The sequence below is a fragment of the Citrobacter sp. Cpo065 genome, from assembly GCF_030332805.1.
Classification (GTDB): Bacteria; Pseudomonadota; Gammaproteobacteria; order Enterobacterales; family Enterobacteriaceae; genus Citrobacter; species Citrobacter portucalensis.
In genome coordinates this window covers 140,725-167,291 of record NZ_JAOWHC010000031.1, presented here as the reverse complement: position 1 = coordinate 167,291, position 26,567 = coordinate 140,725, and the positions used below count along the sequence as shown (strand labels likewise).

23 protein-coding genes are annotated in these 26,567 nt (G+C 52.9%); 11 read left to right on the top strand and 12 right to left on the bottom strand.

From position 1 onward, the window contains the following. The first annotated feature begins 190 nt into the window (after positions 1-190). Positions 191-457 carry a peroxide/acid stress response protein YhcN gene (gene yhcN, locus OGY68_RS11890; RefSeq protein ID WP_003828812.1) on the top strand — a complete coding sequence of 89 codons (267 nt, stop codon included), beginning with the start codon at positions 191-193 and terminating at the stop codon, positions 455-457. A 57-nt stretch (positions 458-514) separates the two neighbouring features. Here the strand turns inward: yhcN and OGY68_RS11885 are convergent, their stop codons facing one another. The 4 genes from OGY68_RS11885 to aaeX all read right to left on the bottom strand — a co-directional run bounded on the left by OGY68_RS11885 (position 515) and on the right by aaeX (position 4,029). Then, positions 515-793 (bottom strand): barstar family protein, encoded by a 279-nt coding sequence (locus OGY68_RS11885; protein WP_003025168.1) that lies wholly within the window; start codon positions 791-793, stop codon positions 515-517. A 119-nt stretch (positions 794-912) separates the two neighbouring features. Beyond that, positions 913-2,880: a p-hydroxybenzoic acid efflux pump subunit AaeB gene (gene aaeB / locus OGY68_RS11880; protein WP_057067983.1), complete on the bottom strand. Its 1,968-nt coding sequence runs from the start codon at positions 2,878-2,880 to the stop codon at positions 913-915. A gap of 5 nt (positions 2,881-2,885) precedes the next feature. Beyond that, positions 2,886-3,818 (bottom strand): p-hydroxybenzoic acid efflux pump subunit AaeA, encoded by a 933-nt coding sequence (gene aaeA, locus OGY68_RS11875; protein ID WP_057067981.1) that lies wholly within the window; start codon positions 3,816-3,818, stop codon positions 2,886-2,888. 7 nt (positions 3,819-3,825) lie between these two features. Next, positions 3,826-4,029, bottom strand: a complete 204-nt coding sequence (gene aaeX / locus OGY68_RS11870; RefSeq protein WP_003828816.1) for a p-hydroxybenzoic acid efflux pump operon protein AaeX — start codon at positions 4,027-4,029, stop codon at positions 3,826-3,828. A 184-nt stretch (positions 4,030-4,213) separates the two neighbouring features. Between aaeX and aaeR the strand changes: the two genes are divergently transcribed. Further along, positions 4,214-5,143 carry an HTH-type transcriptional activator AaeR gene (gene aaeR, locus OGY68_RS11865; RefSeq protein ID WP_286617076.1) on the top strand — a complete coding sequence of 310 codons (930 nt, stop codon included), beginning with the start codon at positions 4,214-4,216 and terminating at the stop codon, positions 5,141-5,143. Positions 5,144-5,229: 86 nt separating this feature from the next. On the opposite strand, the gene tldD is transcribed toward aaeR, so the two are convergent. From tldD to csrD, 8 genes are all read right to left on the bottom strand, one after another. Beyond that, a complete protein-coding gene (gene tldD, locus OGY68_RS11860; protein ID WP_057067987.1) occupies positions 5,230-6,675 on the bottom strand; it encodes a metalloprotease TldD in 1,446 nt (481 codons plus the stop codon). Positions 6,676-6,838: 163 nt separating this feature from the next. Then, complete coding sequence (gene yhdP / locus OGY68_RS11855; protein ID WP_057067979.1) at positions 6,839-10,639, bottom strand: AsmA2 domain-containing protein YhdP; 3,801 nt, start codon at positions 10,637-10,639, stop codon at positions 6,839-6,841. Between the two features lie 111 nt (positions 10,640-10,750). After that, the gene (rng, locus tag OGY68_RS11850) at positions 10,751-12,220 is read right to left on the bottom strand and encodes a ribonuclease G (protein ID WP_003025190.1); all 1,470 of its coding nucleotides are present in this window, start codon (positions 12,218-12,220) and stop codon (positions 10,751-10,753) included. Next, on the bottom strand, positions 12,210-12,803 hold the full coding sequence (locus tag OGY68_RS11845) for a Maf family protein (RefSeq protein WP_057067977.1): 594 nt from the start codon (positions 12,801-12,803) through the stop codon (positions 12,210-12,212). The genes rng and OGY68_RS11845 overlap by 11 nt, the downstream gene beginning before the upstream one ends. Before the next feature lie 7 nt (positions 12,804-12,810). Beyond that, on the bottom strand, positions 12,811-13,299 hold the full coding sequence (gene mreD, locus OGY68_RS11840; RefSeq protein WP_003025196.1) for a rod shape-determining protein MreD: 489 nt from the start codon (positions 13,297-13,299) through the stop codon (positions 12,811-12,813). Continuing rightward, positions 13,300-14,322 carry a rod shape-determining protein MreC gene (gene mreC, locus OGY68_RS11835; RefSeq protein ID WP_008785960.1) on the bottom strand — a complete coding sequence of 341 codons (1,023 nt, stop codon included), beginning with the start codon at positions 14,320-14,322 and terminating at the stop codon, positions 13,300-13,302. Positions 14,323-14,388: 66 nt separating this feature from the next. Next, the gene (gene mreB / locus OGY68_RS11830; RefSeq protein ID WP_000913396.1) at positions 14,389-15,432 is read right to left on the bottom strand and encodes a rod shape-determining protein MreB; all 1,044 of its coding nucleotides are present in this window, start codon (positions 15,430-15,432) and stop codon (positions 14,389-14,391) included. Between the two features lie 306 nt (positions 15,433-15,738). Next, positions 15,739-17,679, bottom strand: coding sequence for an RNase E specificity factor CsrD (gene csrD, locus OGY68_RS11825; RefSeq protein WP_057067974.1), 1,941 nt, complete (start codon positions 17,677-17,679; stop codon positions 15,739-15,741). A gap of 225 nt (positions 17,680-17,904) precedes the next feature. Between csrD and acuI the strand changes: the two genes are divergently transcribed. From acuI to OGY68_RS11780, 9 genes are all read left to right on the top strand, one after another. Then, the gene (gene acuI / locus OGY68_RS11820; protein ID WP_286617074.1) at positions 17,905-18,879 is read left to right on the top strand and encodes an acrylyl-CoA reductase (NADPH); all 975 of its coding nucleotides are present in this window, start codon (positions 17,905-17,907) and stop codon (positions 18,877-18,879) included. Positions 18,880-18,998: 119 nt separating this feature from the next. Beyond that, positions 18,999-20,003, top strand: coding sequence for a protein-methionine-sulfoxide reductase catalytic subunit MsrP (gene msrP, locus OGY68_RS11815; protein WP_057067970.1), 1,005 nt, complete (start codon positions 18,999-19,001; stop codon positions 20,001-20,003). Then, positions 20,004-20,603: a protein-methionine-sulfoxide reductase heme-binding subunit MsrQ gene (msrQ, locus tag OGY68_RS11810; RefSeq protein WP_048236876.1), complete on the top strand. Its 600-nt coding sequence runs from the start codon at positions 20,004-20,006 to the stop codon at positions 20,601-20,603. Between the two features lie 392 nt (positions 20,604-20,995). After that, positions 20,996-21,466, top strand: a complete 471-nt coding sequence (gene accB, locus OGY68_RS11805; protein ID WP_003025210.1) for an acetyl-CoA carboxylase biotin carboxyl carrier protein — start codon at positions 20,996-20,998, stop codon at positions 21,464-21,466. Between the two features lie 10 nt (positions 21,467-21,476). Further along, positions 21,477-22,826, top strand: coding sequence for an acetyl-CoA carboxylase biotin carboxylase subunit (accC, locus tag OGY68_RS11800; protein WP_003828838.1), 1,350 nt, complete (start codon positions 21,477-21,479; stop codon positions 22,824-22,826). Between the two features lie 107 nt (positions 22,827-22,933). After that, positions 22,934-23,176 (top strand): YhdT family protein, encoded by a 243-nt coding sequence (locus tag OGY68_RS11795; RefSeq protein WP_003828839.1) that lies wholly within the window; start codon positions 22,934-22,936, stop codon positions 23,174-23,176. Continuing rightward, complete coding sequence (gene panF / locus OGY68_RS11790) at positions 23,166-24,617, top strand: sodium/pantothenate symporter (RefSeq protein WP_020996361.1); 1,452 nt, start codon at positions 23,166-23,168, stop codon at positions 24,615-24,617. The genes OGY68_RS11795 and panF overlap by 11 nt, the downstream gene beginning before the upstream one ends. Positions 24,618-24,628: 11 nt before the next feature. Next, positions 24,629-25,510 (top strand): 50S ribosomal protein L11 methyltransferase, encoded by an 882-nt coding sequence (prmA, locus tag OGY68_RS11785; protein ID WP_003025221.1) that lies wholly within the window; start codon positions 24,629-24,631, stop codon positions 25,508-25,510. A 170-nt stretch (positions 25,511-25,680) separates the two neighbouring features. After that, positions 25,681-26,415 (top strand): carbonic anhydrase, encoded by a 735-nt coding sequence (locus tag OGY68_RS11780; protein WP_223849040.1) that lies wholly within the window; start codon positions 25,681-25,683, stop codon positions 26,413-26,415. The last annotated feature ends 152 nt before the right edge of the window (positions 26,416-26,567 follow it).

Sequence of the window (26,567 nt, the reverse complement as noted above, 5' to 3'; positions counted from 1 at the left end):
ATTTTGCATAAGCTGTTTGGAATGCTCTTTTTAATTCCATTGAGTTATAAAAAATCATTTTCTTAACACTCAAAACCCAATGAAACAATTAGCGTGATATTAATTTATCGGGTTATTAGTGTATACTTGATTTTGTGATGAGGGTCACGAAACACAGACCCCAATAAAAGAATTCGACGAGGTAAATATCATGAAAATCAAAACTACTATTGCAACCTTAAGCCTTCTTTCTGTTCTCTCCTTCGGTGCAAGCGCCGCGGTTACTCAGGTGAACTCACAAGAAGCACAGAATCTGCAATCCATCGGTAGCGTCTCCGTCTCTCAGATCGGTAGTTCACCAATGGACATGCGTCAGGCCATCGCCGCTAAAGCTGAAAAAGCAGGCGCCAGCAGCTATCGCGTCACCGAACTCCGTGAAGGTGCTCACTGGCACGCTACTGCAGAACTCTACAAATAAACCCTCGTCGTCTAAGTCCGACGACTTGCCCCCGCCTGCCGGGGGCTTTTTTATGTCTTACATTGAGTGACGAACGTTAAAACGCAACTGCCCTTCCAGCTCTTCTTCCGCTTCATCGAACAGTAAAATCAACGCGCCGTATCGCCTGCGCAGCTTGTCCGGTAAATGGACAAATTCAATCTCCAGCGGCAGCGGCAAGACTTCCCCGATCACCACCTCCCACAGAGAATCCAAATCAACCACCTTTTCCCGGGCCAGACCGAATGTGCGCGTGAACTCGCGGTAGAAATCGCCCTGATCTTCTATCTCGTCAAAATCAAATGTATAGATGTTCATCTATAGCCACCATCCCGACGCCAGCTACTCTACAGACCGCCAATATCCAGGGGTCTCTCGCATTTTCAGGTAAGTATAGCCATAAAAAAACCGACGCTTTTAGCGTCGGTTTACAACTCTTAATTACTGACCAGCGCATGCTGGTATTTGTGCAGCATCCCACTGAGTCGTTTTACCGGCTCGGTCACCTGCGGCGGTGCTTGCCAGATAATTAATTTCTCCTGGTAGACCTCAAGCTCCTCCAGTAACTGGCTAAAGTAGCGTCGGCGCTTGTCGTCATTTCCTGCTGAAATTACGTGATCGGCAGTACGACGAAGCTGGCGATGGAATGCGGATAGATCCTCGTTTACCGGTACCGGTGCATCACGCAGGCGCTGGTGCGCGATGATCATCGTCAGCGCCAGGCGAAACTTCGCCAGATCGCCGGGAAACTTGTTCATCAGCAAAAACAGCTGCTGATAAAGTGCCGGAAGATGATTTTCTTTACGACGGACTACATTGGTGGTCATTGCTGAAACCGCCGCCGACACGAACTGGTTGAGCAATACGCGGCCTGTTCTGTCACGAGAGTTATCACGCACCAGCAGAATGACGATAAACGCCAACACGCAGCCAACAATCTGCCCCAGCGCACTATCAAGGAACTGACTAAAGTGGAAGGTCATCGGGTTATCCAGCACAATGATATTAATGGTGCTGGCCAGCGCCCCCATCGATCCCAGGCGTCGTTTCTGTACCTCAATCCCCAGAAAGAATCCCAGCACCGCCAGGCTCAGGCACAGTAACAGCATGCTTTGTTGCGTATTAGGGATAATCACCAGGAAATAGAGCGCTCCGAGCGGTAACGCTGCCAACGTCCCATAGATAAAGTCTATCGCCACCATGCGAGGATTTGGCAAACGCATTGCCAGCGAGGTGACGACCGCAATCATCACCATTGCACCGCTGCCGGAGGTCCATCCGGTCCATAGCCAGAATAAGGTCCCCAGCACACAAGAAAGCGTGGTACGCCAGAAGTTAACCATCGCATGATGACGCTCGGCAGACTCCACTTTCACCACCGGCTCACCTTGCAGGATCTCTTCTTCCGTAGCGCTAATCTTGGTATTACTCACCACACCACGTTTGAGCAGCAGGTAGCGCGTCGCGGCCCCCGCCCAGCTGTATATGGTGACCGGCGTTTCGCGCTCGCCGGTCCAGGCAATCACCCGACGCATCCGCTTCAGCTGTTTGTGAACATCCTGCGCCGTTTCAACCGGCGTATCGAACAACTCGCGGAAAGTATCAGTAATCAGTTCCGGTCGGGTGTTCTGAATAAGATAGGTTTCACAGGACTGCGTGATGAGCGTGAGCGACAGCGTGTTCAATGCCTTAAGCCTGCGGTTAGCACGCCCCCAGCGTGAAGACTCCATATTCAGGTTACTGCGCATACCTTCCAGCGCTGCCGTACGACGGACTAAATCGCCCCAGGCTTTATCCACAACCTCGCTGTCGCCGTGCTTAATGCACAACTGCATCAGTTGATATTGCGCCACCAGCAGGCTGTCCAGCTCAACATCAATCTCTTGTTTTATCGAACGGGGAGAGAAAAGCAGATCGGCCACAATAGCACAGACAATCCCCATCACAATTTCACTGCAACGTTCGAGCGCAAATTGTGGCGTCAGCAGCGGTTCAGCCTGAATGGTAATGACGATGATCAGCGCCGTATAGCCCGAAAGCCCCCAGGCATAGGAGTTTTCGATCTTCACCAGTGACGAGATCCAGGTACAAAAACCGGCCCAGATACAGCACACCAGGATCATCAATAACGGAGCGCGGATCATACTGATGATAATGATCAGTCCGGCAATACAACCGATAAATGTCCCGACAATACGCAGCATGCCGCGATAGCGGATAGCCCCTGAATAGGGTTCCCCACCCGCAGCAAAGGCCGGGCCTGCCGCCACAATGGCCGCAGTCAGTACCGCCCAACGCGGAGTCTCAAGTTGGAAGTGAAAACCAACGAACAGCGCCAGTACAATCGCGCACGCCAGTTTTACCGCAAAGCGGATATGCTGGTTGGCAATGGAGAAAATACCCATCACGATTAACCAAACTCGCGCAGGCGGTGCGCCATTTTACGGAAGAAGGACTCCTGGCTTGCATCACGGTCCTGCTTACCGGTAATGACAACGGTAGCCGTTGTCCCGGCAGGCCACAGAGTTCCCTGCTGCTCATCAAGACGGATTCGCACCGGTACACGCTGCGCCAGGCGCACCCATTCCAGATTTGAATCAATGGTCGCCATACCTTTTGCATCCTGCGTACTGCTGGCATTTGTTACCCCCGCCGCCACGCTATCAACGGTGCCTTTTAAGACATTATTACTGCCCAACGGGGTGATCTCAGCGCGATAACCAGGGCGAACGCCTTCTAGTTTGGTTTCTTCCATATAAGCCAGCACATAGAAAGAATGCTGTTTGACCAGTGCCACCGCTGTGGAACCACGCGTAATAAATTCGCCGCTATAAACGTTCAGGTTAGTGACCCAACCGTCTGCTGGTGCGCGAATGACGGTACGTTCCAGATCTAATTTTGCCAGGTCGCGGGTCGCTTGTGCTTTCGCAAGCTGGTGTAATACGGTTTGCAGGACGTTGTTTGACTGGTCAATCTCTTCACGAGACATGGCCTGCACGCCCAGGCGGTTACGACGGCCAGCCTCCTGGCGTTTTTCCTGGGCCAGAACCTGATAATAAGAAACATCAGCTTCGGCCTGCTCAAGGGCTTTCTTATAGCGTGGCTGATCGATGGTGAACAGAATCTGATCCTTTTTCACCAGTTGGTTATCATGGACGTTAACGTTGGAAATAAGACCCGCAACATCCGGCGCAATAGCGACGACATCTGCGCTGAAACGCGCATCACGTGTCCATGGCGACTCGGTGTAATACACCCATGCGCGAAAAATAGCGATGAAGGCCAGAATGACCAGTACGAGAGTCGTGGCCGTACGGGAGAGTTTTTTTGTTAGTGTTTTCACTTCAACCTCAAACGAACAGGCGCGTTATTAAATAGAACAGGCAGCAATACAGCGCGGTGTTAAACAGAGCCGGATGCCAGACAAAATCATAGATGCCGGTTGGAACCAGCATCCGGCGCACCAGCCAGAAAATCGCCAGTGACAAAAGTAATTCGAAAAAAATCGGTGGGAAGGACAAACCAAACACCACGATAACGGGAAACAGACTCATGTTGACCTTGGTAACTTAAGAGAGTGCAGGTGATAGATTTTCTAGCGTATGTCACCGCAGAGAAGGGCAAGGATGAGCCAGGCGAGAGCGACATAGCTGTTATTTGAATAATAATATATTAACGTAACTGTTATGCTGTTATCTATATTATGTGATCTAAATCACTTTTAAGCCAGAGTGAACAATGGAACGATTAAAACGTATGTCGGTGTTCGCCAAAGTCGTCGAACTGGGCTCCTTCACCGCCGCCGCAAGACAGCTACAAATGAGCGTTTCATCGATAAGCCAGACGGTCTCCAAACTGGAAGATGAGCTACAGGTTAAGCTGCTAAACCGCAGTACACGCAGCATTGGGCTGACCGAAGCCGGTAAAATTTACTACCAGGGCTGCCGGAGAATGCTGCACGAAGCGCAGGATGTTCACGAGCAGCTTTATGCCTTTAACAACACGCCCATCGGCACACTGCGCATTGGTTGTTCTTCAACCATGGAACAAAATGTCCTCGCCGGATTGACCGCGACAATGCTGAAGGAATACCCCGGTCTGACGGTAAATCTGGTAACAGGCATCCCGGCCCCGGATTTAATCGCCGATGGTCTGGACGTGGTTATCCGCGTCGGTGCGTTGCAGGACTCCAGTCTGTTCTCGCGTCGCCTGGGTGCCATGCCGATGGTAGTCTGCGCGGCTAAAAGCTATCTCGCACAGTTTGGTGCCCCGGAGAAACCCGCCGATCTCAGCAACCACTCGTGGCTGGAATACAGCGTGCGCCCGGATAATGAATTCGAGCTTATCGCTCCGGAAGGAATTTCCACCCGCCTGATCCCAGAGGGTCGTTTTGTGACTAACGATCCGATGACATTGGTGCGCTGGCTGGCTGCGGGTGCGGGCATTGCCTATGTTCCGCTGATGTGGGTGATCAATGAGATCAATCGTGGCGAAGTGGAGATCCTGCTCCCCCGCTACCAGTCGGATCCGCGTCCGGTCTATGCGCTATATACCGAAAAAGACAAACTGCCGCTCAAGGTCCAGGTGGTGATTAACTATCTGACGGAGTATTTTGTTGATGTAGCGCAGCTTTTTCAGGGGATGTACGGCCGGGGAAAAGAGAAATAAAAAGAGTATTGGCCGGATAAGGCGTTGACGCCGCGTCCGGAAAGATGCCCGATATCGCTGATGCTTATCGGGCATACATCATGATGTTATGCAGTACCACCCACCGTCAGGTTATCCACCTTCAGCGTCGGCTGGCCCACGCCCACCGGCAGGCTCTGCCCTTCTTTACCGCACACACCAACCCCGTTATCCAGCTTCAGGTCGTTACCTACCATTGAAATCTGCTGCATCGCTTCGATACCAGACCCAATCAGCGTCGCGCCTTTCACCGGTTTGGTTACTTTACCGTTTTCAATCAGATACGCTTCAGACGTCGAGAACACAAATTTCCCGGAGGTGATATCCACCTGGCCGCCGCCGAAGTTAGGCGCATAAATGCCGTATTCAACGGATTCGATGATTTCCTGCGGCGTGGATTTCCCCGGCAGCATGTAGGTGTTGGTCATACGTGGCATCGGCAGGTGCGCGTAAGATTCACGGCGACCGTTACCCGTTGGCGCGACGCCCATCAGGCGCGCATTCAGTTTGTCCTGCATGTAGCCTTTCAGAATACCGTTTTCGATCAGCACGTTGTACTGACCCGGTGTGCCTTCATCATCAATAGCCACAGAGCCACGACGATCCGCCATTGTGCCATCATCCACAACGGTACACAGTTCCGACGCCACCAGCTCACCCATGTGACCGCTGAATACCGAGGTACCACGGCGGTTAAAGTCACCTTCCAGACCATGACCGACCGCTTCATGCAGCAGAACGCCAGGCCAGCCAGCGCCGAGTACTACCGGCAGCGTACCAGCAGGCGCTGCTATCGCGGACAAATTAACTAACGCCATGCGTACGGCTTCTTTCGCCCAAGCGTCAGCACGGACTTCACCATCAAGGTCGCCAAGGAAATAGTCATAGCCAAAACGACCGCCACCACCGCTGGCACCGCGCTCGCGCTTACCGTCCTCTTCGACCTGTACGCTTACGGACAGGCGTACCAGCGGACGAACGTCAGCGGCCAACGTACCGTCGGTCGCTGCTACCAGGATCAGTTCATAAACACCGGTCAGGCTGGCGGTTACTTCCTGGACGCGTTTGTCGGCGGCACGGGCCACGCTATCAACGCGACGCAGAATATCCAGTTTCTCTTCGCGGCTCATGCTCTGTAACGGATCAACCGAAGTGTAAAGCGCCTGATGCTCAACCGCTCCCAGCGTTTTTACTTTGCCGTCACCGCTGTCACGCACGATAGTACGGGCAGCATGAGCACTTTGCTCCAGCGCCAGCAGGCTGATCTGGTCTGCATAGGCAAACCCTGTTTTTTCGCCGCTGATGGCGCGCACGCCAACACCCTGATCGATATTGTAAGAGCCGTCTTTAATGATGCGGTCTTCTAAAACCCAGGATTCGTGATAGCTCGACTGAAAGTAGAGATCGCCGTAGTCAAGACGGCGTTCGGCCAGTTGGCCCAGAATGGCGAACAGATCCTGATGTTTCAGGCCATTCGCCGCTAGCAATTGTTCACTTACCAGGTTCAGACTCATCGTTTTGGTACTCATTAGTTTCTGTTGTAGGCCTGATAAAACGCGCCAGCGTCGCCATCAGGCACTTCAATGCCGGATGGCGGCGTGAACGCCTTTTCCGGCCTACGGACTGCGGTAGAAGATCACTGTACTGAGATTGGGGCAATTACTCGCCCCCGTCAAATCATTGCTGGCTTTCTTTGCGCGGCTGACGCAGAACTTCGTTAATCTGCGGTTTATCGACCGGACCGGTGATGCGATAACGCAAAATCGAAACTTTGCTCCATAATGGCCCCAGAACCTTACTGGCAGCAAATACCGCCGCGCCGACAATCGGGTTGACAGCAAACGCAGCGGCAACCCCTACGGTGGCAGAAATTTCAGGCGCGACAATGGCTTCCATATCCAGCTCCCGACGGACCAGGTTCACTGAGCCTTTCATCGCAATGTCTGCCTCCAGACCATCCACCAGCGTGTCGTCGGTATGCATCACACCATCTTTGATCCACGCCGTGCTGCGAATCGAGTCGAAATAGAAACCTTCACTGAAGGTATCGCTAAAATCAAAACGCAGTTTACGTAGCAACGCATCAAAGCTCAGCAGTCGCAACAGTTGCCCCGCATGCCCGGTACTGAGTTCGGTAAGCTCACCTTTGCCCAACCGGGTACGCAAAATCCCATTCAGCGATGCTTCGTCCGGATCCCACGGCGGGTTACGCCAGTGCAGGTCATACTCCACGTTGAACGAAGAATTACGAATCGGGGTCGATACGCCAAAGAAACTGGCAGCGGAGTCAATTTTACTGCCGCTCAGTTTACCCTTCAGTGACGTTCGCTCTTTGCCCGGCGCATTCACCCACACGCCATCGGTGGTCAGTCTGGCAAAGCCCGTATCCAACAGACCGTTGCTCAACGTTAGCGTGTCGCCTTTAATTGCTACATCGGCATCAATGCGCCCATATTTCTGTCCCCACATCCAGCACTCGGCACAGCGTAACTGAAGGTCCGGCCAGCCGCGGAAGCTGAAGTTGTCCACGGCGGAAAACGGCGAGGCTGATGTGTTGCCCGGTGACGCTTTCACCGCGCTAGGGTTGTAATAAAGATACTTAATATTGGCCAGCCATGGCGCATTATTGCGCATCGCCAGCGTGGCGTTAATTTCACGACCCTGCGCCTGTACGATGGAGCCATTGCTCGCAGGCTCAGACACAATACTCAAATTATTCCACTGCTGACCGCCCAGGGATAACGATGGCGTACGCACGGTGATGCGTTGTGGGAAGTTGGCATTAGTGCCAACGTTATCCGCTGCGCCTTTTTGGAACAACGCCAGCCATTGCGCGCCATCCATAGGGGGAAGATTAAGCTCAATGCCTTGCTGATCGGGTAACGCGGGCACAGTACGGCTTTCCGACGTCCAGATAGCGCGGTCAAGCGTCAGTTTCTGATTCAGCAACCAGCGGCTGTTAAAGTGGTTCTTACTGCCAGCATTACCGGTCAGTTCAAAGCTGCGCAGATTACCGTTGGCCTTAACATTCACCGGCAACGCTTCACCGGGCGCTTTATTCAGCGGAGCAGGTAAGTGACTACTTACATTCTTCAGGTCACCCTTTAGCTCAATGTCGTAGGTCGGCCCGGCATGATACGGAAGATCGATACCCACTTTGCCATTCCACGCCATGCTGCCGCTTAAGGCGTCGTTGACCTGCGCCGGTAAAATCCCCATGCGGGTTGGCTGCCAGTCGCCTTGCAGGTTCACGGCTACCTGATAGGCTTTCGCCCCTTCGGTGGTGGAGAAGTCGACGTTCAGCGGCTGATTAAACCAGTTCGCCGTCATCGGCTCGCTCTTCAGATCGCCGTTGATAAAGCTGAATTTACCATTCAAATTCTTCAGCGTGCTGTCGAGTGGTTTAATAAACAAGCTGTTATTACGCAGGTTGACGTCGCCTTTGGCGGTAACCAGCGAGCCGTCTAGCGGAATATCAAGATGTAAGCGAGCACTCACATCACCGTCAATTTGCAACTGTTCCAGCGTGGCGCCGAGAGAATCCTTCAACGGAGTCTCATCAAAATAAGGTCCAACCGCCTTGCCTGGCCCGTTGATATCGGCATCAATCAGCAGCTTTTCTTTTGCATAGTCGGGAATATTGGCCGTCAGGTTACTGGCCTTCACACCGCCTAAATTGACACTATCCGTCTTCATCCACAGGCCATCGTTAATGAAGTTTAGTTCGATATTAAGATCGGTTAGCGCAGGCCAGTCGGGCTGGAAAGCAAATTTCGCATTGCGTAGCGGCACCAGGACCTGAAACTGCCCTTCATTGTGCAGATATGGGAACAGACTCGGGTTACCGCCATACACCAGCGTGGCGTTATCCGCTTCGCCGCCCTGAATAGCGCCGCTGAGGTAGTCAACCAGATCCTTACCCATCAGGTTTTCCGGGAAATAGCGCCAGGCCTGGGAGCCATCGTCGGTGCTGATACCGGCCAGAATGCCCAACCATGGCTCATCATCAGCCGGTTGCAGATAGCGAAAACCACCGCGCGCATGTACCGCTTTCGCTTTAACATCAATGTTGCGCCCGTCTAACTGGAAGCCTTTATCATTCTTCTGCCAGCTTAGCGTCGCCACGCCGTTCTCTATTTCCAGCGGCGCGCGGAAGACGGTTTCATACGGCATTTTTGCTTGTTTCATGGAGGCGGTGAGCGCCCCATTTTCAACGCTGCCCGCAAGCGTACCGGAGAAATGTTCTGCCCCCGGCAGCAGCTTCCACTGTTTCCAGGCCAAATCGGTCCACGAAGACAGGAAGCGGGTTTTTTCTGTCGCCTGTAACGGGATATCCAGCGCAAGCACATCTATTTTGCCGCTGGGTTGCGTGGCCCGCCAGATATCACCCAGCGCAGGTGATAACCGGGACGCCATCGGACGCAGTCCTTCTAACCCGGCCAGTTCCAGATTACTGGCGCGAATGCGTAGCTCATCACTGCGTTTGTTATTCTCGCCACCGACTTCCTGCTCGGGGATCCAGGCCAGCGTTAATGCCCCGCTCGGCCAGGGCTTATCATCCATGGTGATACGCGTATCGGGAATAGAGAATTGCCAGCCCGGCTCTTCACGGCTGATGTGCGCCGTCAGATTATCGACGGAGAGCGTGTGCGTACGATTTTCACCCAGCCAACTAGCTCCGCCTTTTTTCAGCCAGACATCGCCACCAGAAACGACGCCTTTGCTGATCGTCATCCATGCTTCCAGGCTAAAACGCGCGGTTTGTAGCGCGACATTATCCTGCATCCATTTGCCTAACCACGGTTTGACGTCGATGTCGTCTGCCTGCAGCCAGACTCGACCGTTATTCAACAGCCCTTCGTCATCACGCAGATCCATACGCACCTGCATAATGCCGTGCTGTCCGGTCAGGCTGGAGAGACTGACCTGACCCTCGGCGCGATGCCGATTTTTACCATTCAACCAGGTAAGCTGGGGGATCGCCAGTTCAGCACGTTGACCTGAGAGGGTTATAAAGCTGATATGGCTGTCGCGTAGATCGAAATGATCAAACTGACGCAGGAAGAGATCGCTGAGATGGCCGGTTTCAATCCCATCTCCGCCTTCGCTGCGCTGGATAGGCGTATTGGTGCGCAACTGCAGTTGCCAGAAGGTGAGATCGCGAAACTGCCAGCGCATGTGCAGCAAACTTTGCCAGACATCCAGCGCCAGCGTGACGCGTTTTACCGAAAATTCTCCCCCATCTTTCAGCTGCGCATGGATATTGCGCGCTTCAAGCGTAGGACCGAAATTTTGCCAGCTGGCAGAAAGCTGGCTAGCGGAAACAGGCAGACCTGTGGCGGATTCAATCTTGCCAAGAATGGCCGGACGCCAGCTATCAAGATGAGGTAACGCAAGGCGCAGTCCACTGACCAGCAGCGCTGCGATGACAACGAATGCGGCTCCAGTGAGCAGTAAAATCCCCGGCAATCGCCTCACGCGCCTCTCCTTGTCTACCAAAAAATATGACTCACACCCCTTGAGTGAATATTGCCGGATAACGGCGCTTGCGCCTTATCCGGCTTACATGCGCGGGTGCCACTACACGATTTACATCATGACGACGTCGAACTGCTCCTGGTTATACAGCGGTTCGATTTGTACTTTGACCTGTTTGCCGACAAAGATCTCAACTTCCGCCAGCGCATGTGACTCTTCACCTTTCAGGGTTTCAGCCACTGCCGGAGAGGCATAAACCAGGAAACGGTCAGAGTCATATGCATGGTGTACGCGCACGATTTCGCGCATGATTTCATAGCATACGGTTTCCACCGTTTTCACCGTACCACGCCCATGGCAGGTCGGACACTCGTTGCACAGTACATGTTCCACGCTTTCACGTGTGCGTTTGCGCGTCATCTCCACCAGGCCCAGCTGTGAAAAACCGTTAATGCTGGTTTTTACGCGATCCTTGCTCAGAGCCTGCTCCAGGGAGTGCAGCACCCGGCGACGGTGATCTTCATTATTCATGTCGATAAAATCGATAATGATAATACCGCCGAGGTTACGCAGACGCAGCTGACGAGCAATGGCCTGCGTTGCTTCAATATTAGTATTAAAGATAGTGTCGTCGAGATTACGATGCCCAACAAACGCGCCGGTGTTGATATCCACGGTGGTCATCGCTTCGGTTTGATCGATGATCAGATAGCCGCCGGACTTCAGCTCAACTTTGCGTTCCAGCGCGCGCTGGATTTCATTCTCAACGTCAAAGAGATCAAAAATAGGCTGGCGCCCGCTGTAATGTTCCAGCTTGCTGGTCATCTCGGGGATATATTCCGCCGTAAATTCCAGTAACGCCTCATAGGTCAGACGGGAGTCGACGCGGATGCGGTCAAGCTGCGCATCGGCAAAGTCACGCAACACGCGCTGTGCCAGGGCCAATTCACCGTACATCTGGTAGCGCGTTTGCGGGCGCTTTTTACGCTCCATGACTTTCGTCCAGACGCGCTTCAGGTAGGCAGCATCCGAGGCCAGATCCTCTTCACATACGCCTTCCGCCGCCGTGCGAATGATGAAGCCACCCTGCTCATCGCAGTAATCCGCCACCACTTTTTTCAGGCGTTCGCGTTCGGTTTCGCTTTCGATACGTTGGGATACGCCAACGTGCGAAGCCCCCGGCATAAAGACGAGATAACGGGAAGGCAGCGTGATGTCCGTCGTCAGGCGTGCACCTTTAGTTCCCAACGGATCTTTTACCACCTGCACCATCAGATCCTGACCCTGGCGCACCAGTTCAGAAATGTCGCGTACGGTGAACTGTTTTTGTTCTTCACCCGCCACGCATTCGGTGTGCGGCATGATGTCAGAAGCGTGAAGAAATGCGGCTTTATCCAGTCCAATATCTACAAAAGCCGCCTGCATACCCGGAAGTACACGACTTACACGACCTTTGTAGATATTGCCTACGATTCCGCGTCGCGCCTCACGTTCAATATGAATTTCCTGCAGAATACCACCATCGATGTAAGCCACCCGAGTTTCCGATGGCGTTACGTTTACCAACAATTCAGCCGTCATGTTTATCCCTTTTCTCACGCAGTGCGTTAAAATTGGTCAGCAACTCATACGTTTCTACCAGCGGTAAGCCGACTACGGCGTGATAGCTGCCATTTATCTTCCTGACAAAACAGCCACCCAACCCTTGAATACCGTATGCACCTGCTTTATCCATTGGTTCACCGCTGGCAACATAGCCCGCGATGTCCTCATCGGTTAGTGCTCTGAACGTCACTTCCGTCACAACCAGGCAGTCCAGACTGTGCTGGCGATCGGCCAGTGCCACGGCCGTCATAACTTGATGCGTTTTGCCCGACAGTTTGCGCAGCATTGCTGCGGCATGGTCGGCGTCGTGCGGTTTTTCCAACACTTCGCCATTAAGGATAACGATGGTATCCGCACCCAATACCGGCAAATCGCGCTGTGCCAGCACTACGCCAGCCTGCGCTTTTTCGCGCGCCAGACGGGAAACGTACTGCTGCGCGCTTTCCTGCGGGTGACGCTGTTCTTCAATCCCAGGGACCAGTCGTTCAAACGTAACACCAAGCTGAGCGAGCAACTCCTGACGACGTGGAGAACCTGAAGCAAGATACAGAGTATTCATATCAACCTTATTGCACCGCAAACTGCTGACGGACTTTACGCATCAGTAAGAATAGCCATGGCCAAAGCACACCATTCACTACACTACTCCAGAACACTTCAGGTCTGAAAGAGACGTTGATCACTAAAAACTCGGCCCAGAAAACAATAATATCCACGACCAGTGATAACAACATGACCACCAGCGCCTGTTGCCAGAGCGCGAGGTTTCGGAATAGCTGGAATTTCAACGCGACCAGATAAGCAATGATACTCATCGACAATGCGCGCACGCCAAGCGTGGAGCCGCTGATGAGATCCAGTATGGCACCCACCACAAATCCCGTGCCCACATTTACGCGATGCGGCAGTGCCAGGATCCAATACAACAAGATGAGCAGCACCCAGTTTGGCCGGAAAACCAGAATGTCATCCGGCCAGGGCATGACTTGCAGCAACAGTGCAATAAGGAACGAGAGCCAAATCACCCAACGTCCCTGGCTACGATAGCTTGCCACTTACTGTCCTCCCGGCTTACGCGGAGCAGGTTGTGGCGGCGTGGTATCTGCGGGCGCTGGAGCCACGCCTGTTGCAGGTGCTGGTATTGGCGCAGGCGGTCCCATGGTATCTGGTGCAGGCAGAACTTGCGGCATCATTTGCATCAGACGTTCATTAGCAACGCGGTGTACTTCTTCCGGCGTCATCGGGTTTGCGCCATTACGATCGGCACCCCACAACAGCAGCAGATAGCGCAGACGCTGCAGACCCGCAGTCGGGCGAGCCTGAATCACGGTATAAGCACGCTGAGTGTCCAGCTTAACGGAAGAAACAACAGCAACCGGATAACCTTCAGGGAAACGTCCACCCAGACCCGAGGTGACCAGCACATCGCCAACGCGAATGTCGGTGTTAGCCGGCAGGTGTTCGAGCTGAAGATCGTCGGTGCAGCCGTTACCCGCAGCGATCACGCGGATATCGTTACGCAGTACCTGAATGGGCAGCGCATGCGTCGCATCGCAAATCAGCAGCACGCGGCTGGTCAATTTAGCCACCGCCACGACCTGACCTACTACGCCTTTGTCGCTAATAACCGGCTGGCCTTCGTAGACGCCGTTAACGCTCCCTTTGTCGATCACGACCTGATCGCTGTAAGGGTCATTAACCGTTGAGATGACCTGCGTCACCATCTTTTGTTCGTCCTGACGCAATGGCGATCCCAGCAGCTCACGCAAACGCGCGTTCTCCTGTTTGTATTGCCCCAGCATCAGTAGTTCGCTATTTTTCAGCAGCAGTTCCTGACGCAACGCCCGGTTTTCAAGTTCGAGTTGGTCACGCGAAGCCAGCGTTTGCGACACGCCGTCGAGTAATTCACGAGGACCATTTGAGATAAAGTAGAAAGGACTGACGGCGGTATCCATGTACGTTCGGATTTGACTAAACGTACCCAGGCGGCTGTCGGCAATAATAACGCCGAGCGCCACCAGCACCGCCAGAATAAGGCGAATCTGTAGCGACGGGCCACGGCTAAAAATTGGCTTCATAGTCTATGCGTATTCTCGTATCAGAGCGGAAGGGCAACCCGCGGGGGCTACCCAACCTGCATCCGATTACTCTTCGCTGAACAGGTCGCCGCCGTGCATGTCGATCATTTCCAGCGCCTTGCCGCCGCCGCGCGCCACGCAGGTCAGCGGATCTTCAGCAACAACAACTGGAATACCGGTTTCTTCCATTAACAGACGGTCAAGGTTACGCAGCAGCGCACCGCCACCGGTCAGCACCATACCGCGTTCGGAGATGTCAGACGCCAGTTCCGGCGGGCACTGTTCCAGTGCAACCATTACTGCGCTCACGATACCGGTCAGTGGTTCCTGCAGGGCTTCCAGAATCTCGTTAGAGTTCAGGGTAAAGCCGCGCGGAACGCCTTCAGCCAGGTTACGACCGCGAACTTCGATTTCGCGCACTTCGTCACCCGGATAAGCGGAACCGATCTCGTGTTTAATACGTTCTGCGGTCGCTTCACCGATCAGTGAACCGTAGTTACGACGAACATAATTAATGATGGCTTCATCGAAGCGGTCGCCGCCAATACGGACAGAAGAGGAGTAAACCACGCCGTTCAGGGAGATAACGGCAACTTCAGTGGTACCACCACCGATATCAACAACCATTGAACCGGTTGCTTCAGAGACGGGCAGACCCGCACCGATCGCGGCCGCCATCGGCTCTTCGATCAGGAACACTTCACGAGCACCTGCGCCCTGAGCGGATTCACGGATCGCACGGCGTTCAACCTGAGTTGCTCCAACCGGTACACACACCAGTACGCGCGGGCTTGGGCGCATGAAGCTATTGCTGTGCACTTGCTTAATAAAGTGCTGGAGCATTTTTTCAGTCACGAAGAAGTCAGCGATAACGCCGTCTTTCATTGGGCGAATTGCAGCGATATTGCCCGGCGTACGACCCAGCATCTGCTTCGCATCATGACCTACTGCAGCCACGCTTTTCGGCGAACCGGCACGATCCTGACGAATGGCCACAACAGAAGGCTCATTCAATACGATGCCTTGTCCTTTTACATAAATAAGGGTATTCGCGGTACCCAGGTCAATGGACAGGTCATTGGAAAACATGCCACGAAATTTTTTCAACATACTAAGGGATAATCCTGAAAGCTGGGGCGGAAAACAAAATCCGCTTACTTTACCAACCACACGCAGCAGCGACAAGGCGCAAAAATCATCTGCTACGGTGAAAATTAGTGCAGTTCGTTTCCTTTGTTACAAAACCGGCCTGAGTCCATCAGGGCTGAATAAATCAGCAGCACTCCTCGCTTTTGTTTGCAACCTGTCAAAGGTCATTCACCTGCATGTTTGCTGTTACAACCTGGCGAGCAGGCAAGCACACCCCCAGAAGGCACAGCGCGCGTTATTCTACGTGAAAACAAATTAAACGGCAGGTTAAACCGAGTATCTTTGCGAATATTTTTTCACGTTAGTGTCAAGTGGTTGTGATGCGGCAAAAAAATCTCCTTGCCCACCCGCAACTCCGCGTTCTGTCAGCGTATGCCACTCACTACGCGAACGTACGCCCGTGGCGTAAACCTGCGTGGGTGTTTCCGAACAGGCCTCCACCAGGCTTTGAACCAGAAGCTGATTTTCCGTTCGCTTATCAATGTTCCTCACCAGACTTGGATGAAGCTTCAATAACTCAACGTTAAGCTCTTTGATCCAACTGGTGCTCACCAGCGTTAACCCCGCCTGCGTAACGGCAATACGCACGCCCAGCGCATTCATCAATCTGATGACAGGCTGTAACCGGCTGATATGTTGACAGACATCTGCCTCAGCAAGTTCAATAATTATGCGTTTGCGTAATGATTTTTCGCACTGCATCAGCGTATCACGCAGCCAGCGCTGAAAACGTGGACGAATAAGCGATTCAACCGTTGTCTGCATCGCCAGATTTTCCTGCGGCCAGTAGCCCAAAAGCAGGATCAGACGGCTTATCTGCAAACGGTCATATTCTTCTGCCAGACCAAATTGCAGGACCATCGGCATATATTCCGCCGAAATGACCTCTTCGTTGCCATCAAAAATACGGCACATCAACTCCCGATGGTGCACCCGGCCTTCGCGCGTTACCGCAGGCTTTTGATAAATTCTTGGCCCACCCCGGCTGAGCATCTGTTCGATCAGCGTTCGCCAGCGTACATTGCCCCGACCTTTTTCCGGCAGCGAGTCATCATAGACCGACCAGCTATTTCCGCCCTGCAATACCGAATTCCGGGTGGCGGCTTCAGCATGATCCATCACTTGCTCCGGCGACTGACCGCTGCGGCAAACGCAAATGCCAATATGAACCATATCGGCACGATCGATCATTTTATTAGCCGGAAGTGCATCTACCGCTTTTAATAATTGCCCGGCGATACTTTCCGCCTCTTTCAGCGTACGGTGCGGCAGCAGGATAGCAAAATCGCTACGGTGGTAGCGCGCCAGCAACGCGCCCGGATAGCGCGTCATAAAAGTCGACAACAAATTGATCAGCGTCGAGATTTGTTCTTCCGCGAGGGTGATTCCCCAGCTATCACGCAGCAGCGTAAAGTCCGGCAGGCGCACCATCATCACAACGCCATGCGAGCCTACTTTTTCCTGATCTTCCAGCAGCGTGGCCAGTTGGTTATCAAAGAACAAGCGGTTGCTTAGCCCGGTTTTTGTATCCTGCGCGACATAGGAACGAATCAGCGTATCCAGGCGGCTGCGTTGCTCGCGGGCATTTTGAATTTCAGTCAGCAGCATATCGAGCGCACTGCTGGTACGCGCAGGCCATTCATAGACCGTTCCCCGCACGTTCGGTCCACGTTCGCCGTTCAGAATACGTGTGGAACGAATCTCCAGCAGCTCCTGACCCGAAAGCTGACGCTGAAGCCAGCGCACAGACAAAAAGAGCATCAGAATAATGAAAGCAATGGCTATCGTGAGCGGCGCGGTGGTCATCAGCGAATGGAAATAGTTACCCATCGGATCCTGATAAACCAGACGCAATGACATACCCGGATGCTTGACCAACGGTACGGTAATCTCGCGGTAGAGATTGTTTGTCCCTGCCGGTCGGTAGCTGCTGGTGCGTGAGTGGTCATACACCACATTTCCGCCCTGCAACAGTTCGATGCGCACGATATCAACAGAAACCATCAATTCATCGATTTGCGGGGTTAACGCAACGACATCTCTGGAGACCAGATGCGTATCAATCGCCGTCGCGACCGCATGAACGCGCGTGGTGAACTTATATTGAATAGCGTTGTAGAAACTCAGCGAACAGCCGATCAGAGTCACGAAGATCGTTAACCCAGTAAGCAGCGTGACAAAAGCTGAAAATTTCGTCGTTAATCGCATCCTTGTGTTAACTCCGACAGTTATGAAACAGGCCTGAAAGTGATAAATCGACTCTAAAATGCAAAACTGACCGCAAAATCCGCCAATTTATACAAACTGTGAGGGCATACTACCAAATCAGGTATATCTGGCAATTTATTGCGCAGAATCGGCATCATGTTTTGATTAGCGAGTATAGTCTTCATTATTAATTTTCCAATCCACTATACGAATTGAGGACAGGTTATGCAGGCTTTGATCTTAGAACAGCAGGACGGAAAAACCCTCGCATCCGTTCAACCCCTCGACGAAAATCAGCTACCGGAAGGCGATGTAACGGTGGATGTCCACTGGTCAAGCCTGAACTATAAAGACGCCCTGGCTATCACCGGCAAGGGAAAAATCATTCGTAATTTTCCGATGATTCCTGGTATCGATTTCGCTGGTACCGTGCGTGCAAGCGAAGATCCCCGTTTTCATGCGGGTCAGGAGGTTTTACTGACCGGTTGGGGCGTAGGTGAAAATCATTGGGGTGGACTGGCAGAACGCGCACGCGTGAAAGGCGACTGGCTGGTTGCGCTGCCAAAAGGGCTGGATGGACGTAAAGCCATGGTCATCGGTACCGCTGGCTTTACCGCCATGCTTTGCGTCATGGCGCTTGAAGATGCAGGAATTCGTCCGCAAGACGGTGAGATCGTCGTCACTGGTGCCAGCGGAGGCGTGGGCAGCACGGCCGTTGCATTACTGCATAAGCTGGGTTATCAGGTTGCGGCGGTTTCGGGTCGTGAAAGCACCCACGACTACCTGATAAGCCTGGGCGCTAACCGCATTCTTGGCCGCGATGAATTTGCTGAATCTCGCCCGCTGGAAAAACAGCTGTGGGCTGGCGCGGTGGATACCGTTGGCGACAAAGTTCTGGCGAAAGTCCTCGCGCAGATGAACTACGGCGGCTGTGTTGCCGCCTGTGGCCTGGCGGGCGGTTTCGCTCTGCCAACCACGGTGATGCCATTCATTCTGCGTAACGTTCGTTTGCAAGGAGTGGACTCGGTGATGACCCCGCCGGCACGCCGTGCAGAAGCCTGGGCGCGTCTGATTAAGGATCTGCCGGAATCTTTCTATGCTCAGGCGGCAACGGAAATTACGCTGGCGGATGCGCCGAAGTTCGCCGATGCCATCATCAATAACCAGGTGCAAGGCCGTACGCTGGTGAAGGTGAAGTAACAGACCCTGGCGCAGAAATTTACACTTAATTAACGAAATTTCGCGGCACATCTACAGACTCCCTGCCATATTAACTACGCGTCCCCTGTCAGTTATGACGCGTAAGCCGGGAGTCTGTTATGAAGAAATTACGTCCATTTACAGAAGCCGACGTCACTGACGAGTCGGCTTTTTTTATGCAGCGTCGCCATGTGCTGAAAGCATTAGGGATCAGCGCAGCCGCGTTGTCTTTACCCCACTCTGCGCAGGCTGACCTTCTGAGTTGGTTTAAGGGTAATGACCGCCCGCCCGCGCCCGCGGGAAAGCCGCTTGATTTCAGCAAGCCCGCCGCCTGGCAAAATTCGCTTCCTTTAACCCCAGCGGATAAAGTTTCTGGCTACAACAACTTCTATGAATTCGGTCTCGACAAAGCGGATCCGGCAGCCAACGCGGGTAGCCTGAAAACCGATCCGTGGACATTAAAAATCAGTGGTGAGGTCGCCAAACCACTCACTCTCGATCACGATACCTTGACCACCCGTTTCCCGCTGGAGCAACGGATTTACCGCATGCGCTGCGTGGAAGCCTGGTCAATGGTCGTGCCGTGGATTGGCTTTCCGTTACATAAACTGTTGGCGCAGGTAGAACCCACCAGCAATGCGAAGTATGTCGCGTTCGAAACGCTGTACGCACCGGAAGAAATGCCAGGACAAAAAGATCGCTTTATTGGCGGCGGGCTGAAGTATCCCTATGTTGAAGGGTTGCGCCTGGATGAAGCGATGCACCCACTCACACTGCTTACCGTGGGGGTTTATGGTAAGGCCCTTCCGCCACAAAATGGCGCGCCCATTCGCTTAATTGTGCCGTGGAAATATGGATTTAAAGGCATTAAGTCGATCGTGAGTATCAAACTCACGCGCGAACGCCCTCCGACAACCTGGAATCTGGCCGCGCCCAATGAATACGGGTTTTATGCCAACGTGAATCCGCATGTCGATCATCCCCGCTGGTCCCAGGCCACTGAGCGTTTTATTGGCGCTGGCGGTATTCTGGACGTACAGCGTCAGCCTACGCTGATGTTTAACGGCTATGCCGAAGAGGTTGCGTCACTGTATCGCGGACTCAATTTGCAGGAGAATTTTTAAGTGCGACTGACCGCAAAGTATATTACCGGGCTGAAAGTTTGCCTGCATCTTGCCGGTTTTTTGCCGTTTATCTGGCTATTTTGGGCGATAAATCACGGCGGCCTGAGCGCCGATCCGGTCAAAGATATCCAGCACTTTACCGGTAGGACAGCTCTGAAATTCTTGCTGGCGACCTTGCTGGTCTCTCCACTCGCGCGCTACGCTAAACAGCCATTATTGATACGCACACGTCGCCTGTTAGGGCTATGGTGTTTCGCCTGGGCAACACTGCATTTAACCAGCTACGCGTTACTGGAACTGGGCATTAACAATCTGGCGTTGTTAGGGCGGGAATTAATTACGCGACCTTATTTAACCTTGGGCATTGTCAGTTGGGTCATATTATTCGCCCTCACCTTAACGTCCACGCAGGCTGCACAGCGAAAGCTGGGTAAAAACTGGCAGTATTTGCACAACTTCGTCTATCTTGTGGCGATCCTGGCACCCATACATTATCTGTGGTCGGTAAAAATTATCTCCCCTCAACCGATTATTTATGCAGCGCTCGCTGCGGTGCTGTTAGCGTGCCGTTACAAGAAGTTTCGCCAGTGGTGGCGGTAGTTTCACGATATGTGCAGTGCGTTGCAAAACACGGACGATCCGATTTTCTTTACATGTTAACGGTTGATTATCTTCCCTGATAAGACCAGTATTTAGCTGCCAATTGCTACGAAATAGTTATAATGTGCGACTTTGCTATCCCCGGTAGCGTTTTTAAGGCGCTGAAAGGGTGACAATCGCATATTGAAGGTATATTTTGTCTTTTACCCGAAAATGGCAGAAGATAGCCGCACAATGACTAACAAGTCTGGCAATCTCACTTAATGGCAGCAGCACCCAGTGCAGCGCCTGAGATGCGTGGCATCTTGTCACTCACTGTTATAAAAATGCTATACAGACGGCGGTAAAACGCCTGTCACAATCTCACTAAACAAAGAGTACGGAACCCACTCATGGATATTCGTAAGATTAAAAAACTGATCGAGCTGGTTGAAGAATCAGGCATCTCCGAACTGGAAATTTCTGAAGGCGAAGAATCTGTACGCATCAGCCGTGCAGCGCCAGCTGCAAGTTTTCCGATGATGCAACAGGCTTATGCTGCACCAGTGATGCAGCAACCAGCTCTGTCTAACGCTGTCGCACAAACTGCCTCTCCAAGTATGGAAGCTCCGGCAGCAGCGGAAATCAGTGGTCACATCGTACGCTCCCCAATGGTTGGTACGTTCTACCGCACCCCGAGCCCGGATGCTAAAGCGTTCATCGAAATCGGACAGAAAGTGAATGCGGGCGATACCCTGTGCATCGTTGAAGCCATGAAAATGATGAACCAGATCGAAGCCGACAAATCCGGCGTAGTTAAAGCGATCCTGGTAGAAAGTGGTCAACCGGTAGAATTTGACGAGCCGCTGGTCGTCATCGAATAACGAGGCGAACATGTTGGATAAAATTGTTATCGCCAACCGCGGCGAGATTGCCCTGCGTATTCTTCGTGCCTGTAAAGAACTGGGCATCAAGACTGTCGCTGTGCATTCAAGTGCGGATCGCGATTTAAAACACGTATTGCTGGCGGATGAGACGGTCTGTATCGGCCCGGCTCCGTCCGTAAAAAGCTATCTGAACATCCCGGCTATCATCAGCGCCGCTGAAATCACCGGCGCGGTGGCAATTCACCCGGGCTATGGCTTCCTCTCTGAGAACGCCAACTTTGCTGAGCAGGTAGAGCGTTCTGGCTTTATCTTCATCGGCCCGAAAGCTGACACCATCCGCCTGATGGGCGACAAAGTGTCTGCAATCACCGCGATGAAGAAAGCGGGCGTACCGACAGTCCCAGGCTCTGACGGCCCGCTGGGCGATGACATGGACGCTAACCGCGCTCATGCTAAACGCATCGGCTACCCGGTTATCATCAAAGCCTCCGGCGGCGGCGGCGGTCGCGGTATGCGCGTCGTGCGCAGCGATGCCGAACTGGCACAATCCATCTCCATGACCAAAGCGGAAGCAAAAGCCGCTTTCAATAACGACATGGTCTACATGGAGAAATACCTGGAAAACCCACGCCACATTGAAATTCAGGTGCTGGCTGACGGTCAGGGTAACGCGATTTATCTGGCAGAACGTGACTGCTCCATGCAGCGTCGTCACCAGAAAGTTGTCGAAGAAGCACCAGCGCCGGGCATTACCCCGGAACTGCGTCGCTACATCGGCGAGCGTTGCGCCAAAGCCTGTGTTGATATCGGCTATCGCGGGGCGGGTACTTTCGAGTTCCTGTTCGAAAACGGCGAGTTCTACTTCATTGAGATGAACACCCGTATTCAGGTTGAACACCCGGTAACCGAAATGATCACCGGCGTTGATCTGATCAAAGAGCAGCTGCGCATCGCAGCGGGTCAACCGCTGTCCATCAAGCAGGACGAAGTTGTGGTTAAAGGCCATGCGGTAGAATGCCGTATCAACGCCGAAGACCCGAACACCTTCCTGCCAAGCCCGGGTAAAATCACGCGTTTCCACGCACCGGGTGGCTTTGGTGTGCGTTGGGAGTCTCATATTTACGCAGGCTACACCGTACCTCCGTACTATGACTCAATGATCGGTAAGCTGATCTGCTATGGCGAAAACCGCGACGTCGCTATCGCCCGTATGAAAAACGCATTGCAGGAACTGATCATCGACGGTATCAAAACCAACGTTGACCTGCAGATCCGTATCATGAATGACGAGCACTTCCAGCACGGTGGAACCAATATCCACTACCTGGAGAAAAAACTCGGACTTCAGGAAAAGTAAGCGCGCGTTAACCGAAAAGGCCGGAAATTCCGGCCTTTTGTTTTTCTCCCCTCCCGCACGTGCCATAAGGTACAATCCCCGCTTTCTTTATCCACAAGGGACAAAAAATGGACGCTCGTTTTGTTCAGGCCCATAAAGAGGCGCGCTGGGCGCTGTGGCTAACCCTTTTATATCTGGTCACATGGTTAGTGGCCGCTTACTTACCAGATTCAACGCTGGGTTTTACCGGCTTACCGCACTGGTTCGAAATGGCCTGCCTGCTAACGCCGCTGGTTTTTATCGTGCTGTGCTGGGCGATGGTGAAGTTTATCTATCGCGACATTCCGTTGGAGGATGACGATGCAGCTTGAAGTTATTTTTCCGCTGGTCGCCTATCTTCTGGTGGTCTTCGGTCTCTCAGTTTATGCCATGCGCAAGAGATCGACCGGTACCTTCCTGAATGAATATTTCCTCGGCAGCCGCTCCATGGGCGGCGTCGTGTTAGCGATGACGCTAACGGCAACCTACATTAGCGCCAGCTCGTTTATTGGCGGTCCTGGTGCCGCTTACAAATACGGACTGGGATGGGTGCTGCTAGCGATGATCCAGTTGCCGGCCGTATGGCTCTCATTGGGGATTCTTGGTAAGAAATTCGCCATTCTGGCACGCCGTTATAATGCGGTTACCCTCAACGATATGCTATTTGCACGCTACCAGAGCCGCCTGCTGGTATGGCTGGCGAGCCTCAGCCTGTTGGTCGCGTTTGTCGGGGCAATGACCGTACAGTTTATTGGCGGCGCACGTTTGCTGGAAACCGCAGCGGGTATCCCCTACGAAACCGGTCTGCTGATTTTTGGCGTCAGCATCGCGTTATACACGGCGTTCGGCGGCTTTCGCGCCAGCGTGTTGAACGACACCATGCAGGGCATGGTGATGCTGATTGGTACTATTGTTTTGCTGGTCGGCGTTGTTCATGCTGCCGGTGGCCTCAGCAATGCGGTGGTAACCCTGCAGACTATCGATCCTAAACTGGTTTCGCCGCAGGGCGCTGATGACATTTTGTCACCCACGTTTATGACCTCATTCTGGGTGCTGGTATGCTTTGGCGTGATTGGCCTGCCGCATACGGCGGTACGCTGTATCTCTTATAAAGACAGTAAAGCGGTACACCGCGGCATTATCATCGGCACCATCGTGGTGGCGATCCTGATGTTTGGTATGCATCTGGCGGGCGCCCTGGGACGGGCGGTAATCCCTGACCTGACGGTACCGGATCTGGTAATCCCTACGCTGATGGTCAAAGTCCTGCCGCCGGTCGCTGCCGGGATTTTCCTCGCCGCACCTATGGCTGCGATTATGTCGACGATCAATGCCCAATTGCTGCAAAGTTCCGCTACGATCATTAAGGATCTGTACCTGAACCTTCGCCCGGAACAGCTGGAAAACGAAACCCGTCTGAAACGCATGTCGGCAGTGATTACCCTGCTGTTGGGCGCGTTACTGTTGCTGGCCGCCTGGAAACCGCCAGAGATGATTATCTGGCTGAATCTGCTGGCGTTTGGCGGGCTGGAAGCCGTCTTCCTGTGGCCGCTGGTGCTGGGCCTCTATTGGGAGCGGGCAAACGCGTCAGGCGCATTGAGCGCGATGATTGTCGGCGGCGTGCTTTATGCTCTACTCGCCACCTTTAACGTTCAGTTCCTGGGCTTCCACCCAATCGTGCCCTCGTTACTGATAAGCTTGCTGGCTTTCCTGATAGGCAACCGTTTCGGTTCCGCCGTCCCGCAAGCCGCCATATTGACTACTGATAAATAAAGAGTTTTGCCATGCCATGGATCCAACTGAAACTGAACACGACCGGTGCCAACGCTGAAGAGTTGAGCGATGCGCTGATGGAAGCGGGCTCCGTTTCCATTACTTTCCAGGATACGCATGATACGCCGGTATTTGAACCTCTGCCGGGCGAGACTCGCCTGTGGGGTGATACCGACGTTATCGGCTTGTTCGATGCAGAAACCGACATGAAAGAAGTAGTTGCTATCCTGGAACAGCATCCGCTGCTGGGTGAAGGCTTCGCGCATAAAATCGAACAGCTCGAAGACAAAGACTGGGAACGCGAATGGATGGATAACTTCCACCCGATGCGCTTTGGTGAACGTCTGTGGATTTGCCCAAGCTGGCGCGATGTCCCGGATGAGAATGCTGTCAACGTGATGCTGGACCCGGGTCTGGCGTTTGGTACAGGCACGCACCCCACTACCTCTCTGTGCCTGCAATGGCTGGACGGTCTTGATCTTAACGGTAAAACGGTTATCGACTTTGGCTGCGGCTCCGGCATTCTTGCCATTGCGGCACTGAAGCTGGGTGCGGCGAAAGCCATTGGCGTGGATATCGATCCGCAAGCGATTCAGGCCAGCCGTGATAACGCCCAGCGTAATGGTGTTTCTGAGCGTCTGGAGCTTTATCTGCCGAAAGACCAGCCAGAGGCGATGAAAGCCGACGTGGTGGTCGCCAACATCCTTGCTGGCCCATTACGTGAACTGGCTCCGTTAATCAGCGTACTGCCCGTTGAGGGTGGTTTGCTGGGGCTTTCTGGTATTCTTGCCAGCCAGGCGGAAAGCGTCTGTGAAGCCTATGCCGATCTCTTTACGCTCGATCCGGTTATCGAGAAAGAAGAGTGGTGTCGCATTACCGGCCAGAAAAAATAATCCCTTCCGGCGTGGTTATCTGACCACGCCATTTTCAGACAATTGACCAGCATACCGACACTTTCCTCAGCGATATAATAATCAATTGATTTTGTTATTTTTTATATTGATTCTCGTTGAGTAAACGTATGCGTTTCAACTGTTTTACAACAACTTTGCTGGCAGCATGCATGATGCCACTGACCACGCTGGCCGTACCATGGGGATATACCGAAGAAAACGGCCCAGCACGGTGGGGAGAAATCAGCAAAGCGTATGCAACGTGCCAGACAGGCATAAACCAATCCCCCATAGACATCCAGACCACCACAACCAGTAAACTCGGTCTCCCCGCGCTGAACATGCAGTACGTCGATGGCCCAACCAGATTTCGGAGCATCAACCATACGTTGCAGGCAACGATGAGTAGCTACGCATCTAATTCTATTGAAATTGATGAAACGCTTTATTATTTAAAACAATTTGATTTTCATGCCCCGAGCGAACATACCCTCAACGGTAAAACCTATCCGCTGGAGCTGCAGCTGGTCCACAAAAATCAATCCGGAGACATCGCTATCGTGGCGGTTATGTTTGATATCGGCGAACCAAACCAGGCGATTCAAAATTTGTGGGAGTCCTTTCCAACCATGGAGGACAGCAGCATGGCCATCTTCTCGCCGGTCGATATCCACCAGCTTTTACCCGACAATAAAACCTACTGGCGCTACCGTGGTTCGTTAACAACGCCTCCCTGCACCGAAGGCGTCACCTGGACTATCCTGAAAACGCCTGTTGCTCTTTCTGCCGAACAAATGGATAAATTCCACTACATTGTTGGGCCAGCAAACAATCGCCCGCTGCAGCCGTTGAATGAACGCAAGATTACGGACAGCTATTCTGGGGATACCGAGATCCTGTACTAAAATGAGGTAGCGATCACACAATGACGAGGTAATTTGCTGATTAATTCAGCAGAATATCTTGTCAGTACCGTCTGCAGCTGAAGAAAAAATGAGAAGTTACGCAAAATTATATGTGTATATAAAATCGACACATTTTTATAATGCGATGATTT